The sequence below is a fragment of the Halostella sp. PRR32 genome (assembly GCF_034808085.1).
Taxonomy (GTDB): domain Archaea; phylum Halobacteriota; class Halobacteria; order Halobacteriales; family Natronoarchaeaceae; genus Halostella; species Halostella pelagica.
Window position 1 is genome coordinate 182,028 of record NZ_JAXHGL010000003.1, and the last position, 16,555, is coordinate 198,582.

Below are 16,555 nucleotides of genomic sequence, written 5' to 3' on the forward strand. Positions count from 1 at the left end.
GACCGCTACACCGTCTCCGGCAGCCACCCGCCGTCGACTTCGACGTTCTCCCCGCTGATGTAGCCGCTCTCCTCGTCGAGGAAAAAGAGCAGAGTCTGGATCACGTCGTCGAACGCGGCGGGGCGGTCCCGCGGGAGGTCGTCGGGGAACTCGTCGGAGTTTTCGACGACGTAGGGGGAGACGGCGTTGACGGTGATCCCGTCGTCTTGGGTGTCGTTAGCGAGCATCCGGGTGAACATCAATACGCCCGCCTTGGCGATGAAGTAGGGCGCGTTCTTCGGGGAGATAAGCCCCTTCTCGCTGCTGGCGTAGCCGATGTTGACGATGCGGCCCCACTCCTGTTCGCGCATCTCGGGTAGCGCGCGCTTCGAGCAGAGGTAGGTCCCGTTGACGTTCGTCTCCAGAACCGTGTTCCACCGGTCGAACGATATCTCCGCCCAGTGGTCCGGCGCGAACGCCCCGACGTTGTTGACGAGAACGTCGACCGTGCCGAGGTCGGCTTCGACGGCGGCGAACACCCCTTCGACGTCGTCGGGATCCGTCACGTCCCCCTGAACCGTCGTCGCGGCCGCCGCGCCGCGGTTTCGGGCCGCGTCGGCCACACGTTCAGCGGCGGCCCCGCTAGTCCGATAGTGGACGGCGACGCTGGCTCCTCGTTCAGCGGTCGAGAGAAGAAGCTCTCTGCCGACGCCTTTCGCGCTCCCGGTGACGAGTACGACGCGGTCCGTCAGATCTGGCTCGATCATACAGGACCTTCGACTGTATCGGTCAAATATACCGGCGGTTGCTACAGTAGCGTCTGCAAGTCATCGCACACCAGGCCCCGCAAGCGTGCGATCTGGTGTGTACACGGTTGCAAACGCTACTATCGCAGGGACGGATCGGCGCGCTACGCTGTTGCGCTGACGAACGCGGACAGTCGAAACCGTCCGTTCGGCCCGTCTCTCTCACCGTCAAAACTTTGATGTGGGCCCCAGTACTTCCGGTATGGCTATCGAAACCGTTCTTCTCGCCGTCGGGGAGAAAGACGAGCCCCGGGCCGAGCGACTCGCTGACGCGGCCATCGACGTCGCCGCCCCGACCGGTGCCACGGTCGTCCTGGCACACGTGTTCACTGACGACGAATACGACACTGTACTGGACCAGTTAGATTTCGACCCAAGCGGCGAGGTGACGCCGGACGAGGTCGCAAACCGGCACGCGACGATCCGCACGATAGGCGACTTGCTTTCAAGCGCCGGAGTCGAGTTCGAGACCCGCGGCGCCGTCGGTAGCCACGGCGAAACGATCGTCGACCTGGCGAAAGACGTCAGCGCTGACCGCGTCGTCGTCGGCGGTCGCCGCCGCTCGCCCACCGGCAAGGCGGTGTTCGGAAGCGTCGCGCAGGAAGTGATGCTGTCGTCGCCCTGTCCGGTCACGTTCGTCCGCGACGCGTGACTCACTCCTCCGCGCGGTCCGTCCAGTCTTCCTCTAGCCGCCGTTCCATGACGTGACGCCGTCCGTCGGCTATCTCGTCGCGCGTCCGGCGCTCGAACGACTTGAAATCGTCAAGGAACCCCCGTTCATACGTCTCCAGCAGGTCGTACGTCCAGCGGTCGTCGATGACGCCTCGCGGGAGATACTCGTCCCGCACAGCGTCGGCGAGTTCCTCGTGTCCCACCTCGCGGAGGAGCGACTCGCCGTCGTCCAGATGATCGATCGCGTGGCCGGTCGCATGGTGGAACTGGACGAGATGTCCGTGTGCGCGCTGGAGCCACTCCAGACAGAGTTCGACCTCGTGAAGTGCCTTCGCCTCGGTGTCACTGATATCGGTCTGCTCCTCCCCCATGCGTGACGGTACGATGCCGACCGGGATAGCCTTCGGGGCTCGACGGCGGCGCGGAACGTCTGTCTGAGAGACGCCTGTCCGCGGATCTGACCGCGCAGAGTCGACCGTTCGGACGGTCCGGCATATGAGATCGATCACACACATCACCGGAGCGAACTGAACGTACTCGGTGCCGAGTGAATCTATGCAGTTAAGTGTCGGCACGTTCGTTCCTTCACCAGAATGGCCAACTACGCGGGCGTCGACCTTGGCGCGACGAATATCAGTGCGGTCGTCGCCGACGACGAGGGGACGATTCTCGGGTCACACCGACAGTCAACCCCGCGCGGGCCGACCGGTATCGCGGTCACCGAGGCCGTGCTGTCGGCCCTTCGTGCGGCCTGCGAGGACGGGGGGATAGACGCGACGAGTATCGGGGCGGTAGGTATCGGCTCGATCGGTCCGCTCGACCTCGCGGAAGGGGCGGTCGAGAACCCGGCGAACTTGCCGGATTCGATCGACCGGGTTCCGCTGACGGGGCCGGTCGAGAAACTCGTCGACAGCGACGAGGTGTACCTCCACAACGACACCAACGCCGGCGTCATCGGCGAGCGGTTCCACAGCGAACGTAACCCCGACGACATGGTGTATCTGACCATCTCCAGCGGCATCGGCGCGGGCGTTACCGTCGACGGGAACGTTCTCTCGGGGTGGGACGGCAACGCCGGCGAGGTCGGACACATGGTCATCGACCCGCAGGAACTGCTGACCTGCGGGTGCGGCAAGGACGGCCACTGGGAGGCCTACTGTTCAGGCAACAACATCCCCCGGTACGCCGAGTTCCTGCACGACGAGGACCCCGTCGACACCGCGCTTCCGCTCGACGACGCCGAGTTCGACGCCGCGGATGTGTTCGCCCACGCCGGCGAGGACGAGTTCGCGGACCACGTCATCGACCAGGTCGCCCACTGGAACGCAATGGGCATCGCTAACATCATCCACGCGTACGCTCCGCTCGTCATCTACGTCGGCGGTGCCGTTGCCCTCAACAACGAGGAACTCGTTCTCGACCCCGTTCGCCAGCGGCTCGACGACATGGTGTTTACCAACCTGCCCGAGATCGAACTGACGACGCTCGGTGACGACGTTGTCGTCAGGGGCGCGCTCGCGAGCGCGTTGACCCGGGGTACCGGCGACCGGGGCCGAATGCGTAACTGAGGCGTCGGTTTCGCTCTGGTCGCAAAAAAGTGATTGGTCGGTATCGCTTGGTTTTATTTCCCGTCCGCTAGGAGTAGACGTATGGAGCGCCCCCGTACTCCGCGGCCACTCCGTAGAGATGTACTCAAAGCAAGCGGTGCTGCCCTCTCTCTCCCCGTTATCGGCGGTGTCGCCGCAGGACAGGAGAGCGATGGTTACTCCCCCCTCGGCAGATACGATATCCCGCACGCGAAGGAAGTCGTCGTCGACGACGAAGGGACGACCGCGTACGTCGCGCTGACCGACGGATACGCGGTTTTCGACGTTTCTGACCCGGCGAACCCAGAGCCTCTGGTCACTGAACGCGAACTCGTTCCCGAAAACGCGTCGAACCCGCTCGGTCGGATTTACGACGTGAAACAGGACGGCGACCATCTGGTGGTCGCGAGCCAGGCCGGTAGCACCGGCGTTCTCGGCTACGACGTGAGCACGCCGTCCGAACCGGAGCGGATCGGCTTCTTCCCGATCCGCGCGGCTATCCACAACTGTTACGTCAAAGACGGGTACGCGTACCTCGGCGCACTCGACGGGGAAGCGAACCCCGTCGTCATCGTCGACCTCGAAACGATGGAAGAGGTCGGGCGCTGGTCGGTACTCGACGACGACGAGCAGTGGGGCGAAGTGCCGTTCAGTCGCCGACAGACCCACGACCTGTACGTGCAAGACGACCTCGCGTACGTGGCGCTCTGGGACACCGGAACCTGGATCGTCGACGTGAGCGACCCGTCGAACCCCGAACTGGTCACTCGCTTCGGCGACCACTCGAAGGACGAGGTGACAGGCGCGGGATCGCCGTCCGCGGGCCTCGAACCGCCGGGCAACTCCCACTACGTTCAGCCCAACGAGGACGGCAGCGTCGTCGCCGTCGGAAAAGAGGCGTGGGACGCTGGAAACTCCGGTTCCGGCGGCCCGGGCGGGATCCACTTCTGGGACGTATCCGACCCCTCCTCGCCCGAAGAGATCGGCGCGATCGAGCCCAACGTCGCGGAAAACAACGCCTACGACGGCGGTACGTGGACGACGTCGCACAACTTCGACTGGGTCGGCGACCGACTCTACACCTCCTGGTATCAGGACGGCGTCAAGGTGTTCGACGTGAGCGACCCGTCGAACCCCGAGCGGTTATCGTGGTGGCGTCAGCCCGAGGAAACGAGCATCTGGACCGCACAGTGTGCGGTTCAGGACGACTTCTACGTCGCCACCAGTCTCGGGACGGGCCTCAACGACACGGAGCCTGCGGCGCTGTTTACCTTCCCCGACGAGGCGGGTGAACAGGAGAACCGTCCGGCGCTGCCGGGCGACAGTTCGAGTTCGACCACGTCCACAACCACGACGCAGACGACGACCGTGACGGACGACGGAACCGAAACCGACGGCGGCGGGACGACCGCGGAGACCGACGGCGAAAACGACGACGGTGACGACAGCGACGGCGGCAGTCTCCCCGGGTTCGGCGTCGGTGCCGCGCTTGCGGGTCTCGGCCTGGGTGCACTCCGGTACCGCGGTAACGATAACGATAGTTAAACCGGGTCTCCCGGCCGAACCCAAACCCTTCCGTACCTGGAGCGCCTAGCCCCGCGTAATGACCATCGGCTCACCCGAGGACCCCGACTCCGACGAACCGCTCGCGGAGCGCGTCGAGACGTGGCTCGTACAGCAGATGCCGATCATCCAGATGCACGGCGGAACGAGTTCGGTCAGGAAAGCCGACCCCGAAACGGGAGAGGTGATCGTCGAACTCGGCGGCGGCTGTTCCGGCTGTGACGTCAGCGAGATAACCGCCGGCAACATCGAGGCGGACCTGCTCAAATGGCCGGAGGTCGATGAGGTCACCATCCGCGTGCCGGAGGGCGGCGAGAACCTCGGCGTCGACCAGGCCGAGAGCATCATGGGTATCGACCGCACAGAGGGCGGCCGCGGCGACTGGGGCTCCTCGAACCCCGGAAAGGACCACCTCTAGCTCCGCCTACAGCGCGTTCTCGACGGCTTTCGCGACCGTTCTCGCCTTCTCGGCCAGCGCCTCGGAGACGTGGCCGGCGTCGACCGCCGCGTCGAGTTCGTCCTCGTCGACGCGTTCGACCGTTCCGTCCGGCCGCTGTATCACGTCGACGTGTAGGTCGACGTATCGGACGGCGTCGGGAAACACCTCGACGGGCGTACAGACGTTGACGTACGTTCCTTTGCGCTCGCCGTCCTCGCCGCGGTACGCGGTGGGATACCACCACTTCCCCTCCGTTATCTTGGTGATGGCGGCGTCGCCGCGTTCGCGTTTCGTCCCCAGCGCGTCGTACGTGCCGCTTCCGCGGATCGTCCGCCGGAGGGTGATCTTCCCGTCCGGGTCGTACTCGGTCACGTCGCCCCGGCCGAGCGTGTAACAGCGGCCGTCCGGCTTGCCGTGGACCAGCGCGATCTCGTCGCCCTGTTGCGGCCCGTACTGTTCCGTCACCGCCTCGAAGGGGAACTCGCGGCCGTCTAAGTCGCCGTCTTCGACGACGCTCTCGACGAAATCGACCGCGGAACTCGCCGCGCGGTGGGCGGCCTTCGTCCGGTGGTGGCCGGGCATCGTCGTCTCGACGGCGCGGCGCTCGTCGTCGAGTCCGAACCGACACTCCCGGCCGAACCAGCACCACCGCGTCGCGTACGGTGCGGCGACCCGTTCGGGGGCGGCCTCCTCCGGTGACGGCGCGTCGGCCACGTCGCTCTCTACCGCCGCCGCGCTGTCGGCCGCTTCGCTGAGCGCGTCGCCCAGCACGTCCATCTCCGCGTCGGCCGCCGCTCGCTGCCAGCGAACCCCCCAACCGTCCGGGGGGTCGGCGGGGAGGATCTCCGTCGTGCGAACGAGTTCGGTCGCCCGCTCGCCCGACGCGTCAGCGGTCACACCGTCTCGCTCCCGCGAGAGCGTCACTAGACCGCCCGGGAATTCAAGGCCCGTGCCGAGTTCCGGGCGGTCGTCGCCCCACGGCGGCGCGGGGTCGCGGACCTGCACGCGGATGCGGTCGCCGTCGTCGGCGTACCCGTCGACGGCCGAGTAGGGGAGAAACCCTTCCCGGTCGCCGTCGAGGTCGACGACCGCGCCGCTGCCGAGCGTCTCCGTTATCACGCCGTCGAACACGGCACCCAGCGCCGCCGTCTCGTCCCAGACGAAGGCGTCGCGGCCGATATCGCTCAGCGTCTCGACCACCGCGTCGACGGCAGCGGGGCCGCCGGAGACCCCGACGCCCTGTCGGTCGTCCGTGGTGTCGACGCGGACGTCCGCGGGCGCGGCGTCGAACTCGGCGTCGAACCGCCGGCGGATGGGCGGAGACGCCTGCACCACGTCGAACTCGCCCCGCAGTCGCTCGGTCAGCGCGGTCGTGTAGATGCCGCGGACGCGAACGCCCGTCATTCCAACCGCTCGCGGGTGTCGGCGAACAGCACCCGGTCGTGGATAGTCGGCCCCAGCGTCAGTTCGACCAGGTCGTCGTCCAGTACGCGGCCGTCCTCGACGTACGCGCCCCACGTGTCGAAGCGGAGCCAGCCCCGCATCTCGTCGGCGTGGGTCGTCAGGTCGAGATACTCCACTGCGTGTTCCGGATAGTCGCTCGCGGCGTGGGCCATGTCCATATCCGAGTACACGATATCGCGGCCGTCGAAGAACTCGACGAGGTCATCGGCGGTCTCCTCGGTAGCCGAAACGACCGCGTCGGAAGCGGCCTCGATACCGTCAGCGTCGAGGCCGGCCTCGCGGAGCGCCCGCTGCGTGCGCTGGTCGAAGTGCATACCGGGCGCTTCGCAGGCCAGGGATTTGAACGGTCCGGAACTCCGAACCGTCGGTCGACGGCAGAAAACGCCGGAGAGTCGGTCTCAGAGGGTGTTGCCCTTCAGATCGGTAGGCCGCCGACCCCGCGCCGGCGAACGCCGGCAAAGGTACAACTACAGTAGTCACTGAAAGTCATTGCACAGTTGGTCGTATCAGGGACTACGATAACTCTCTCAGTCGTCAGCGGCTAACCGGCCCGTCCAGTTCGCGCTCGCTTCGGTCACGGTGGCGTCTTTCGCTTCCGTGTCCGCGGTCACTTCCTCGGTTGTCTCGACCGTTTCGCCTGTCGCTTCGTCTACGTTCTCGTCTGCTGTCGGGAGGGATGCGTAAAGGATGCCTCGGCTGGTATTGTACATTGTTACCTGAACAGACTCGTCCTCACTGTTAAGGTCGACCCTAAAACAATCCATGTTATATAATCACATACATGCTGGAGCAGGGGTGGGGAGCCAAAACGTTACCCGAAGTGCCGACTGAATAGGAGACATGCCACCAGGTCGCGATCCGGTCGATCGCGCGTCGGACAACTCGCGTGACCTGTACGATGTCACGAGTTGGGAGCCGCGAACGCTCGTAGACCGACTCGCTGTCGGCATCTACGGGAGCCTCCGTCCGATACTGCGCTGGGTGCTCATCCTCCTCGGGGTCGTCATTCTCGCCGCGTTGTTCGCCCTCGGCAGTCTCGGGGCCATTCTCGACCCCGTCGTCGGCGCGTTCGTCGTGCTGTCGGCCATCCCCGCGTTGCTGCTTGCGGCGTACTTCTGGCGGGCCGACGTGACCAGCGGCGAACCGCTCGACCTGCTGGTCGTCACGTTCGTTCTCGCCGTCCTGTTCGCCGGGTTCGCCGGGGTTCTCAACGACTTCGGGAGCGGATTACAGGCGCTCGATTTCGGTGCCTTCGGTGTCGGCCTCGGTTCGGTCCTCTTTTTCTACCTCGTCGTCGGGCCGATAGAGGAGACGGTCAAACTGCTTGCGGTCCGTCTGCACGCCTTCCGGAGCAGTCGCTTCGACTCCGTCGTCGACGGTGCCGTCTACGGTGCCGTCGCCGGTCTCGGCTTCGCAACCATCGAGAACGCGCTGTACATCACGCGGTTCATGGAAGCGGACGGCGGCGTGTTCAGCATCGCGTTCGTCCGAGCGCTCGCGGGTCCGGGCCACGTCGTGTACTCGAGCATCGCCGGTTACTATCTCGGTCTGGCGAAGTTCAACCGGGCGGACGCCGGACCCATCGTCGTCAAAGGCCTGCTCATCGCGGCGTTCGTCCACGGCACGTACAACGTCACCGTCGGGGTCGTGCCGCCGCTCATCGCTAACTCGACACAGCTCTCGCTCGGCGCGTCGTTCGTCGGCTACATCGCTTTCTACGTCGCCGCCGCCGGGTTCTACCTCTACCGGAAGATCGGCCGCTATCGCTCCATCTACGAGTCGGTCGGAGCCGGCGACACGCACGACGCCGACGCGCCGCCGGAGCGCACGGAGTTCGACAGCCCGCCGCGGGAGTGATAGGGACTGTTTCCTTTCAACTCGGTCGTTTACCGTCGCGGGATCGGCGAACTCCGGGAAACAGATACATCAATCCCTCTGACGGCGACGAACTCGACGGCGGAGGCGCGTCGCGAGTCATACTGTCGGACGTCCCTGTTTCAGATATTTCGCGGGAACGTCCCCGCGAACTTCTTCACTGACTTCCGTCCGTCAGTATCAGTACCCGTCGACTAACTGCTCGGCGTATTTCGCTATCACGTCCACCTCGACGTGGACGGGGTCGCCCGGTTCCTTCTCCGAGAGCGTCGTCTCCTCGTAGGTGGTCGGGATTATCGCGACCGTGAACGTCTCCTCGCCGCGGTCGGCCACCGTCAGACTGATCCCGTCGAGCGAAACCGAGCCCTTGTCGACGACGTACTGCGCCTGGCCGGGGGGCAGCGCGAACTCGAACTCCCAGTCGTCGCCGACGGCGAGCACGTCGACCACCTCCGTCGTCGCGTCGACGTGGCCCTGCACGAAGTGACCGTCGAGGCGGTCGTCGGCCCGCAACGCCCGTTCGAGGTTGACCCTGTCGCCGACCGTCACCTCGCCAAGGTACGTCTTCGCCCGCGTCTCCTCCGCTAGGAACACGTCGAACCACTGGCCGTCCTCGCCGTCGCCGAACTCCTCGACGGTGAGACACGCGCCGCTGACGCTGATGCTCTGGCCGTGCTCTAACTCGTCGAACCCGCTGGCGATCCGGAGTCGCAGACCGCCCTCCGCGCTCTCCGCGGCGACCACCTCGCCCGTCTCCTCGACGATACCGGTGAACATGCCCGACTGTCGGGGCCGGCGGGGCAAAACCCTCTCGACTCGGACGGACGGACTTTTCTTCCCCGGCGCGCTACCTCGTCAGTATGAGCCGCGGTATCATCGACACGCTACAGCTCGGGGCGACTCTCCTTTTCGCTATCCCCATCGCGTACGTCGGGGCCGACTTCCTGTTTTCGGGGCGGACGCTCTTCGGCGCTGGCTTTCTCGCGATCGCGGTCCTGATGGTGCTCGCCGAGGAGTACCTGACGACGCCCGGCGATCTCACGGGCAAAGCGGCCGAGAAGGCGGTCGGCGCGGTGGCGAAAGACGAGGACGAATAGCTGGGTTCGGCCTCACCGCTACTGCGGCCGAACGGCCAGAATCCATTAATAGTTCACCCCGACTGTTTAGGTAAGGCATGAAGGAGACTATCTACCGCTCCTCGACCGGGGAGTTCTGGACCGGGACCCAGATCTGGCAGCGATTCGAGTCCGGCAAGTGGACACCCTGCTGCTGGGACAGCGAGTCCGGCGTCGAGTGGGTCGAGACCGACTCCGAGACGCTGCTCCGTCTCGCGCCGGTCTCCCCGTCGGACTTACCCGAGGAGGTCCGTCTCGAACGCGTCAGCCAGGGCGTCGTCGTCGAGGACGAGCGACGGATGGTCGCCTGAAAGGGACTGTTGCAGTTCGGTCGCTCGCCGACGCGGGGGTCGGCGAACGCCGGTAACAGTTACGACACCCCTAGGACCGACCGCGACGACGCGTCGCGGCGGTTTCAGGGTCGGAGCGACCGCTCAGTCGTCGCCAGCGACTCGTACCCGTCTTCGGTGACGGCGACGAGATCCGTCAGCGCGACTTCACCGCCGTCGGGGTCCGTTACGGCGGGCGATATCGCGAGCACCGTGCCGGCCGGAAGCGGGTCGTCGCTTCGCAGGTCCGGCCGCTCCCGCGGAGCGAGACCGACGCCGTGGCCCGCCGTTTCGGGGAGCGCGTCGTCGTCGAAGCCGTACGCGCCGCATTCGACCATCACTTCCTCGCGTATCGTCGACGCCGGGACGCCGGCCTCCAGTTCGCGCAGCGCCGAGTCGAGCGCTCGTTCGACGGCGAGTTGTGCTCGGCGCTCCCACCCGCCTTCGCCCTCGACGACGAACGTCCGGGCGAGCGCTCCGTAGTAGCCGCCCGGTTCCCGCGGCGCGACGCGGACGACGACTGTCTCGCCGGGTTCGATACGGTCGCCCGGGTCGCCGGCCTCGGGCCCGAGCACCACCCGCGACTCGACGCCCGGGCACGCGCCGTTCGAGCGGACCGCGGCGTCGATGGCCTCCCGGAGCGTTCGGGTGGTCACCGGTTCGTCACTGCCGTCGCGCCACAGCCGTCCATCGGCGACGGTTGCAGTCCGCAACAGTTCGCGGGCGCGCTCGACGCCAGCGACGGCGGCCGCCTGAGCCGCGGCCGTTCGCTCGCGTTCCGCGGCGTCTTTCGTCCCGCGTGCGCGGGCGACGGCATCCGTCGACGCCACGTCGTAGCCCGCGTTCTCGGCGTACAGCGCTGCGTCGTGCGGGACGTTGCGCGGCGTCAGCACCGGCCCCGTGACGCCGCATTCGTCGAGAACGGCGACGGCCTGTTCGCCCACTGGAGCATCGTTGACGCGGACAGCCGCCGCCGAGTCCTCAGTCCGGACGGTCGACCTCGCCGCAGCGTCGAGCGCCGGCGAGACGCAGAGCGTCGCCTGTCCGTCGGCGTAGACGAACGCCGCCTCGCCGTCCGGCAATGGACCCGCACAGTAGCGAAGCGCCGGCTCGGCGGTGTGGCCGGCGTGGAGAAAGGCGTCCGCATCGCGCTCCGCGAGAGCGCCAGACAGGAACGCGGTCGAAAGCGCCGCCATCGCCGCCTACTTCGCCTCGATGGGCTCTTTGGCTTCGTCGATGAGCTTCTCGATGTCTGTCTCGATCGGCTCGTTGTGTAGCAGGACGTCGATGGGGAGCGTCGGCGCGCCGTCGACGAGGTTCTCGAGGAGGACGAGCCGTTCCCGTGCCCGACTCATCCCGACGTAGAAGACGCGGCGCTCGTTGTCGGTCAGCGTCGGCACGGGGCTGGTCGTCTTGGTGAACACGTCGCAGCCGTCGATGTCGGACGGGTCGTCGACAGTCGCGGCCATCTGCTCGACGACCTTCTCCGTCAGGTCGGTCCCCACGAACACGTGGTCGGCCTCGCGACCCTTCGCGCTGTGAATGGTGCCGACGCGGATCCGGTCGCGGTCCATGTCCTCGTACTGACCGGACGCGAAGTACGCTTTCATGCTCTTTTTCTGGAAGCTCGTGACCTTCCGGACCATGTCGGACGCCGACGCGGGGCCGGGCATGAACGGGACGTGGTCGCTTACGACCGCTGAGTCGATAGTGATCTCGGTGAGGTCGTCTACCTCGGCGGCTTCCTCCCGCTCGTCGATGTGGTCGAACAGGTCGTCGCGGTCCTTGGTGCCGAACGCCGAGTCCTGAAGCATGTCAGCGAGACGACGCGCCTGCAGTCCCGTCACGTCTTTCCCCTCGTCGATCCGCTGGACGGCGGTGACGTACTGGTCGAGGCGGTCGGTCCACATCCGCTGGTCGGTGAGACATTGGAACGGGACGCCCTCGGTGATGAACTCGTCGATGAACCGGAACATCTGGTAGCGCGCCCGGAACAGGAGCATGAGCGAGCCGTCGTCGGTGTTTATCGTCTGGCGCACGTTCCGGACGAGGTCGAGCATCGACGGGCTCTCGACGGCCTCGACGACGCCGCCCTCGGTTCGCGGCGACAGGTTCTTCTCCTGGCGCTGGTCGATGTGTTCTATCTCCTGTTGGACCGTGTGGAGGATCTTAGACGGGAGGCGGTAGGACGTGTCGAGGATAACGTCCTCACCGTTCTCTTCGAGCAGGAGCTGCGGGTCCGCGCCCTGCCAGGCGTAGACGACCTGGTCGTCGTCACCGGCGATCAGCACTCGTTCGAGATGGGGCTTCCACTCCTCGTACACCCTGTACTGGAGCTGTGTGATGTCCTGGAACTCGTCGATGACGAGATATTCGACATTCGGTTGCAGCGAGCGCTGTTCTACGCGCTCTAGCATGTCGGCGAAGCCGACGAGGTCGTTTTCGCCCTTGTAGGAGCGCCAACCGCGGATCGTCTCGGGGACGTCGATGCGGTCGTCGTCGCTCGGCCAGGTGGGGGTGTACTTGTTTCCTTCCTGGGAGCGCTCGTCGACCTCCGGCGGCAGTCGGACCGTCTCGTCGTCCCACTGGAACGGGACGTCGTACCAGTCGGCCACCTCGCGGTTGGTCCGCTGGAGCCACTGGCTCGTGGCGATTATCTTGTTGCCGATGGTCGTCGACCGGGCGGTACGACGGCCCGCGCCGCCGTACTCGTCCTCGAACTCGACCCCGAACTCTTCACAGAACTCCTCCTTGTCGGACTCGCCCACGACATCGCTCCGCGAAAGGTTGAGCAACTCGTACGCTTTCGCGTGCATCGTACAGACGTTCCCCTTCAGTGATCGGGGGTTCTCGTCGAGTCGTTCGGCCAGGCGTTCGCGCACCTCGGCGGCGGCGGCCCGCGTGTAGGAGACGACGAGGACGTCCCGCATCTCGACGTCGTCGTCCTCTAGGATTCCCTCGACACGGTCGAGGAGGGCCGTCGTCTTCCCGCTCCCCGGACCACCGAACAGCCGGGTTACGGCCGTGTCGGACTGAGTCATTGTCACATTCCAGGCCCCCAACGACTATAAGGGTCGTGGGTTCGCCTTCGGACCGCTGATCGGCCATAGAACCGCGTAAAACCAGCGATATCAGTTGTTCCGGGGGGACCGGGCATCGCGCACGTCACTCCCGTCCCGTATCTTGTCTTTACAGTCCGGACAGACGCGCGGGTCGTCGACGCCACGTGGCGTAAATACTCGAGCGTACGCTTCCGTGACAAACGCGCCGCAGTTCTGACATTCCGGCATTTCTCTCTCCACCGCTACCTGAGGAAATAATCTCTTATAATTCTGTCGACGGATGGGTACTCCCCGGTCGCTGGTACGTTACTCGGCCCGAGAACCGGCCGTCCCGCTGCTCGGACGGGACCATACTGACTCACGGCTGACAGCACACTGGACCGAGAAAAAATCGAGTCGCGTTCCGCCGGTTCACTCCGACGGGCCCCATCCGCAAACGGTACACTCCGTCGCGGAAGAGTCGTGTATCCCGCCGCACTCCGGACACTGCTTTTTGTTATACTCCGTCTCCCAGTCTACTCGCTCTGTCTCGTGGCCGCGCTGCGAGAGGAACTGGTCGAAAACATCGTCATCGCCGGTGTCGGGTGCGGAAGCCATACACGGTAAGGTATGGCACACCACGCATATAAATCGTGAGGGTCCGACAGACCTTGCCGGGACGCGAGAACGAACAACTGATTGTGGGAGTGTCACCCCCGTCCCGCGATGCGAACGGGACCGGTTTCCCGGCGTCGCGTCACTCTTTGACGTTGCCGAGCGCGTAGTCGCCCGGACCGTCCTCGACGCGGACGAGGGCGTCTCCGCCGTCGAAGTCGGCGAGCGTCGGCGCACACCCCATATGGCCGACGGTGCCCCACCCGCACGTTTCACAGACCGCGGTCTCCCGCCGGAGTTCGCCGTCGGCCGCGGATGCGTAGCCGCGTTCTATCGTCTCTCCGCATTCGGCGCAGGTGAGCGGGTCGGCCAGACCGTCGTAGGTCGTCACGGTCGTTCGTCGTTTCCGCCCGCGCTTTCCAGTTCGTCATTCCACGCCTCGTAGCCGCCGGCGAGCGACGCCACCGTGGTGTCGGGGCCGACGGCCTCGTGGGACTCCAGCAAACGGCCCGCCTGCACCGAACTCTCGCCGATCGGACAGGCGATCACGATGTCTTCGCCCCAGTCGCGCCCCTCGACGGCCGCCGTGAACTCGGGGAACGGAACGTTCTCCGCGCCCGGAATGTGTCCCGCTTCGAACGCCGCTTCCGGGCGGATGTCGACGACCGACACGCTCCCGTCGGTGTCCAGTTTCGCTGCCAGTTCGTCCGGCGTGATCTCCTCGACCATCGCGCGTTTCTAGGCCTCGTCGCGCTAAACGTCTATCGGGGCGCGGCCGGGTTCGGGCGCTACTCCTTCGTCGACCCGTTCTGGCGGACGGTTTAAGCCCGCAGGCCCGCAACCGTCGGACATGACCGATCTGAATCTGGACGCGACGCAGCTCGACCGCTACTCCCGGCACATCATCATGGACGAAGTCGGGCCGGAGTGCCAGAAGCGCCTCCTCGACGCGTCCGTCCTCGTCGTCGGGGCTGGCGGACTCGGCTCGCCGGTCGTCCAGTATCTCGCGGCGGCGGGCGTCGGTCAGTTGGGCATTGCCGACGACGACGCCGTCGAGCGGAGCAACCTCCAGCGACAGATAATCCACGGCGACGACGATGTCGGCCGCCCGAAAGTCGACAGCGCAGTCGACTACGTCACCCAACTGAACCCGGACGTCGACGCTGTCGCCCACGAGACGCGCGTCACCAGCGACACCGTCGCGGATCTCGTCGACGGCTACGACTACGTGGTCGACGCGAGCGACAACTTCCAGACGCGCTATCTCGTCAACGACTACTGCACGCTCACGGGCGTCCCGTTTTCCCACGGCGCTATCTTCCGGTTCGAGGGACAGGTGACGACGTTCCCCGGCGACGACGACTCGCCGTGCTACCGCTGTCTGTTCCCCGAAGCGCCTGAGGAAGGGACGGTTCCTGACTGCGCCTCCACGGGCGTTCTCGGCGTTCTCCCTGGCACAGTCGGCTGCATCCAGGCGACCGAGATGGTCAAACTCGTCATGGGAATCGGCGAGACGCTGGACGGACGTGTTTTGATGTACGACGCGATGGACATGTCGTTCGAGGAGGTGCCGCTCCGCAAGAACCCCGACTGTCCCGTCTGCGGGAGCGACCCCGCCATCGAATCCGTTCGCGACGTGGAGTACGCCGAGACCTGCTCTATTTCGGCGGACTGATCCGGACCCGAGCTCACCGCTCTTCCGGCGGCTCGTCGGCCGCCGATACCTCTGTCTCCGGTTTCGTCACCTGCAGAACTCGAACCCGGGTGCCGTCCATCCGCTCGACCTCGATGCGGGTCCCGTCGTGTTCGACCGCGTCGCCTTCGTCGGGGACGCGGCCGAGACGGTCGTAGACGAAGCCCGCGACGGTTTCGAACTCTTCGCCCTCCGGGACCGAAACGCCGAGTTCCTCGTTCAGTTCGTGGACGTTGAGGTCTCCGCGGACGCGTACGGTCCGCTCGTCGAGTTCCTCGATCGCCGGGCGCTCCGTCTCCTCCAGGATGTCGCCGACTATCTCCTCGACGATGTCTTCAAGCGTGACGAGCCCCTGAGTCGTCCCGAACTCGTCGACCACGATCGCTAGATTCCGATGCGCTTCGCGCATCTCGATCAGTAGCTCGTCGACGTCTTTCGTCTCGGGGATGTGGAGTACCGGTTCGGCGAGGTCGACGGTTACGGTCGTCGTCCCGTCCCGCCCAGCGCGCACGAGATCGGGCAGTTCGACGACGCCGACGACGGTGTCGAGCGTCTCCTCGTACACCGGGAGCCTGTCGTGTCCCTCGTCGATACAGATGTCGATCGCTTCGGCGACGGTCGCGCCGGCCTCGACGGCGGTCACGTCCAGCCTGGACCGCATCACCTCCTTCGCGATGCGGTTCCTGAACTGGAATATCCCGAGCAGTAGCTCGCGCTCTTGCTCCTCGATGACGCCCTCTCGCTCTCCGGTTTCGATCAGTTGTTGGAGTTCGGTGCGGGTGATGTACGGGGTCTCGATCGCGGCCGTGGAGCCGGTTAGCCGATTCACGATCCGGGTGAGGTAGTCGAAGAGGACGACCAGCGGATACATCAGGTACTGGGACAACTGCAGCGGACGCGCGATCCGGCGAGCCCACGATTCTGTGTGTTCGACGGCGTAGGACTTCGGCGCGCTCTCGCCGAACAGCAGCACGAGCGCGGTGATCCCGAACGTGGATACCAGGACCGACTCGGCCGGCGTGAAGTGGAGCGCGAGGACCGTCGTCGAGATGGAGGCCATCGCGATGTTGACTACGTTGTTGCCGACGAGGATCGTCACGAGCAATCGGTGCGGGTCGGCCTTGAGATCGCTGACCAGCGCGGCCCCGGGGCGGTCATCGGCGACCATCGCCTCGACCTTGTGGTCCGCCAGCGAGAACATGGCGATCTCCGAAGAGGAGAAAAAGGCCGAGAGGGCGATGAGAACGACGATGGCCCCGCTCCCGCCGATCGTTATCGTTCGCGTCGTGAGTTCGACTCCGAACTGCAGCGGGACGGTCATGCCCGGGACTACGAGGGTCAGCCCCGTAAGCGATGGTAGTTACAGCTACCGCCGATT

20 protein-coding genes are annotated in these 16,555 nt (G+C 65.7%); 8 read left to right on the plus strand and 12 right to left on the minus strand.

Annotated elements, in window-relative coordinates; all coding sequences use genetic code 11:
- Nucleotides 1-5: 5 nt before the first annotated feature.
- The gene (locus tag SM753_RS10775) at nucleotides 6-746 is read right to left on the minus strand and encodes an SDR family oxidoreductase (RefSeq protein WP_323191603.1); all 741 of its coding nucleotides are present in this window, start codon (nucleotides 744-746) and stop codon (nucleotides 6-8) included.
- Nucleotides 747-987: 241 nt separating this feature from the next.
- Here SM753_RS10775 and SM753_RS10780 point away from each other — a divergent pair, with 241 nt between their 5' ends.
- Nucleotides 988-1,437: a universal stress protein gene (locus SM753_RS10780; RefSeq protein ID WP_135533851.1), complete on the plus strand. Its 450-nt coding sequence runs from the start codon at nucleotides 988-990 to the stop codon at nucleotides 1,435-1,437.
- A 1-nt stretch (nucleotide 1,438) separates the two neighbouring features.
- Here the strand turns inward: SM753_RS10780 and SM753_RS10785 are convergent, their stop codons facing one another.
- A complete protein-coding gene (locus SM753_RS10785) occupies nucleotides 1,439-1,828 on the minus strand; it encodes a hypothetical protein (protein ID WP_323191604.1) in 390 nt (129 codons plus the stop codon).
- Between the two features lie 222 nt (nucleotides 1,829-2,050).
- Here SM753_RS10785 and SM753_RS10790 point away from each other — a divergent pair, with 222 nt between their 5' ends.
- The 3 genes from SM753_RS10790 to SM753_RS10800 all read left to right on the plus strand — a co-directional run bounded on the left by SM753_RS10790 (nucleotide 2,051) and on the right by SM753_RS10800 (nucleotide 5,024).
- Nucleotides 2,051-3,025: an ROK family protein gene (locus SM753_RS10790; RefSeq protein ID WP_323191605.1), complete on the plus strand. Its 975-nt coding sequence runs from the start codon at nucleotides 2,051-2,053 to the stop codon at nucleotides 3,023-3,025.
- 81 nt (nucleotides 3,026-3,106) lie between these two features.
- A complete protein-coding gene (locus SM753_RS10795; RefSeq protein WP_323191606.1) occupies nucleotides 3,107-4,588 on the plus strand; it encodes a hypothetical protein in 1,482 nt (493 codons plus the stop codon).
- A 58-nt stretch (nucleotides 4,589-4,646) separates the two neighbouring features.
- The gene (locus SM753_RS10800; protein ID WP_135533847.1) at nucleotides 4,647-5,024 is read left to right on the plus strand and encodes a NifU family protein; all 378 of its coding nucleotides are present in this window, start codon (nucleotides 4,647-4,649) and stop codon (nucleotides 5,022-5,024) included.
- A 6-nt stretch (nucleotides 5,025-5,030) separates the two neighbouring features.
- On the opposite strand, the gene SM753_RS10805 is transcribed toward SM753_RS10800, so the two are convergent.
- The 3 genes from SM753_RS10805 to SM753_RS10815 all read right to left on the minus strand — a co-directional run bounded on the left by SM753_RS10805 (nucleotide 5,031) and on the right by SM753_RS10815 (nucleotide 7,219).
- Nucleotides 5,031-6,449, minus strand: a complete 1,419-nt coding sequence (locus tag SM753_RS10805) for a DUF402 domain-containing protein (protein WP_323191607.1) — start codon at nucleotides 6,447-6,449, stop codon at nucleotides 5,031-5,033.
- Complete coding sequence (locus tag SM753_RS10810; protein ID WP_323191608.1) at nucleotides 6,446-6,823, minus strand: hypothetical protein; 378 nt, start codon at nucleotides 6,821-6,823, stop codon at nucleotides 6,446-6,448. The genes SM753_RS10805 and SM753_RS10810 overlap by 4 nt, the downstream gene beginning before the upstream one ends.
- Nucleotides 6,824-7,036: 213 nt before the next feature.
- Complete coding sequence (locus tag SM753_RS10815; RefSeq protein ID WP_135533844.1) at nucleotides 7,037-7,219, minus strand: hypothetical protein; 183 nt, start codon at nucleotides 7,217-7,219, stop codon at nucleotides 7,037-7,039.
- 130 nt (nucleotides 7,220-7,349) lie between these two features.
- Between SM753_RS10815 and SM753_RS10820 the strand changes: the two genes are divergently transcribed.
- Entirely contained in the window at nucleotides 7,350-8,366 is a 1,017-nt protein-coding gene (locus SM753_RS10820; RefSeq protein ID WP_323191609.1) for a PrsW family glutamic-type intramembrane protease, read from the plus strand.
- Nucleotides 8,367-8,564: 198 nt separating this feature from the next.
- On the opposite strand, the gene SM753_RS10825 is transcribed toward SM753_RS10820, so the two are convergent.
- Complete coding sequence (locus SM753_RS10825; protein ID WP_323191610.1) at nucleotides 8,565-9,161, minus strand: riboflavin synthase; 597 nt, start codon at nucleotides 9,159-9,161, stop codon at nucleotides 8,565-8,567.
- Nucleotides 9,162-9,244: 83 nt separating this feature from the next.
- Between SM753_RS10825 and SM753_RS10830 the strand changes: the two genes are divergently transcribed.
- Entirely contained in the window at nucleotides 9,245-9,481 is a 237-nt protein-coding gene (locus tag SM753_RS10830) for a hypothetical protein (protein ID WP_135533841.1), read from the plus strand.
- Between the two features lie 77 nt (nucleotides 9,482-9,558).
- The gene (locus SM753_RS10835; RefSeq protein ID WP_135533840.1) at nucleotides 9,559-9,810 is read left to right on the plus strand and encodes a hypothetical protein; all 252 of its coding nucleotides are present in this window, start codon (nucleotides 9,559-9,561) and stop codon (nucleotides 9,808-9,810) included.
- Nucleotides 9,811-9,914: 104 nt separating this feature from the next.
- Here SM753_RS10835 and SM753_RS10840 read toward each other — a convergent pair whose 3' ends face one another.
- The 5 genes from SM753_RS10840 to SM753_RS10860 all read right to left on the minus strand — a co-directional run bounded on the left by SM753_RS10840 (nucleotide 9,915) and on the right by SM753_RS10860 (nucleotide 14,213).
- Nucleotides 9,915-11,024 (minus strand): M24 family metallopeptidase, encoded by a 1,110-nt coding sequence (locus SM753_RS10840; RefSeq protein ID WP_323191611.1) that lies wholly within the window; start codon nucleotides 11,022-11,024, stop codon nucleotides 9,915-9,917.
- Between the two features lie 6 nt (nucleotides 11,025-11,030).
- A complete protein-coding gene (locus SM753_RS10845; RefSeq protein ID WP_135533838.1) occupies nucleotides 11,031-12,869 on the minus strand; it encodes a UvrD-helicase domain-containing protein in 1,839 nt (612 codons plus the stop codon).
- Nucleotides 12,870-13,301: 432 nt separating this feature from the next.
- On the minus strand, nucleotides 13,302-13,487 hold the full coding sequence (locus SM753_RS10850; RefSeq protein ID WP_135533837.1) for an HVO_0416 family zinc finger protein: 186 nt from the start codon (nucleotides 13,485-13,487) through the stop codon (nucleotides 13,302-13,304).
- A gap of 139 nt (nucleotides 13,488-13,626) precedes the next feature.
- Complete coding sequence (locus tag SM753_RS10855; protein ID WP_323191612.1) at nucleotides 13,627-13,875, minus strand: hypothetical protein; 249 nt, start codon at nucleotides 13,873-13,875, stop codon at nucleotides 13,627-13,629.
- Entirely contained in the window at nucleotides 13,872-14,213 is a 342-nt protein-coding gene (locus tag SM753_RS10860; protein WP_323191613.1) for a rhodanese-like domain-containing protein, read from the minus strand. Before SM753_RS10860 ends, SM753_RS10855 begins: the two co-directional genes overlap by 4 nt.
- 121 nt (nucleotides 14,214-14,334) lie before the next feature.
- On the opposite strand from SM753_RS10860, the gene SM753_RS10865 reads away from it, so the two are divergent.
- Entirely contained in the window at nucleotides 14,335-15,159 is an 825-nt protein-coding gene (locus SM753_RS10865; RefSeq protein WP_323191614.1) for a molybdopterin-synthase adenylyltransferase MoeB, read from the plus strand.
- A gap of 13 nt (nucleotides 15,160-15,172) precedes the next feature.
- On the opposite strand, the gene SM753_RS10870 is transcribed toward SM753_RS10865, so the two are convergent.
- Nucleotides 15,173-16,498 carry a hemolysin family protein gene (locus SM753_RS10870; RefSeq protein ID WP_323191615.1) on the minus strand — a complete coding sequence of 442 codons (1,326 nt, stop codon included), beginning with the start codon at nucleotides 16,496-16,498 and terminating at the stop codon, nucleotides 15,173-15,175.
- Nucleotides 16,499-16,555 lie beyond the last annotated feature (57 nt).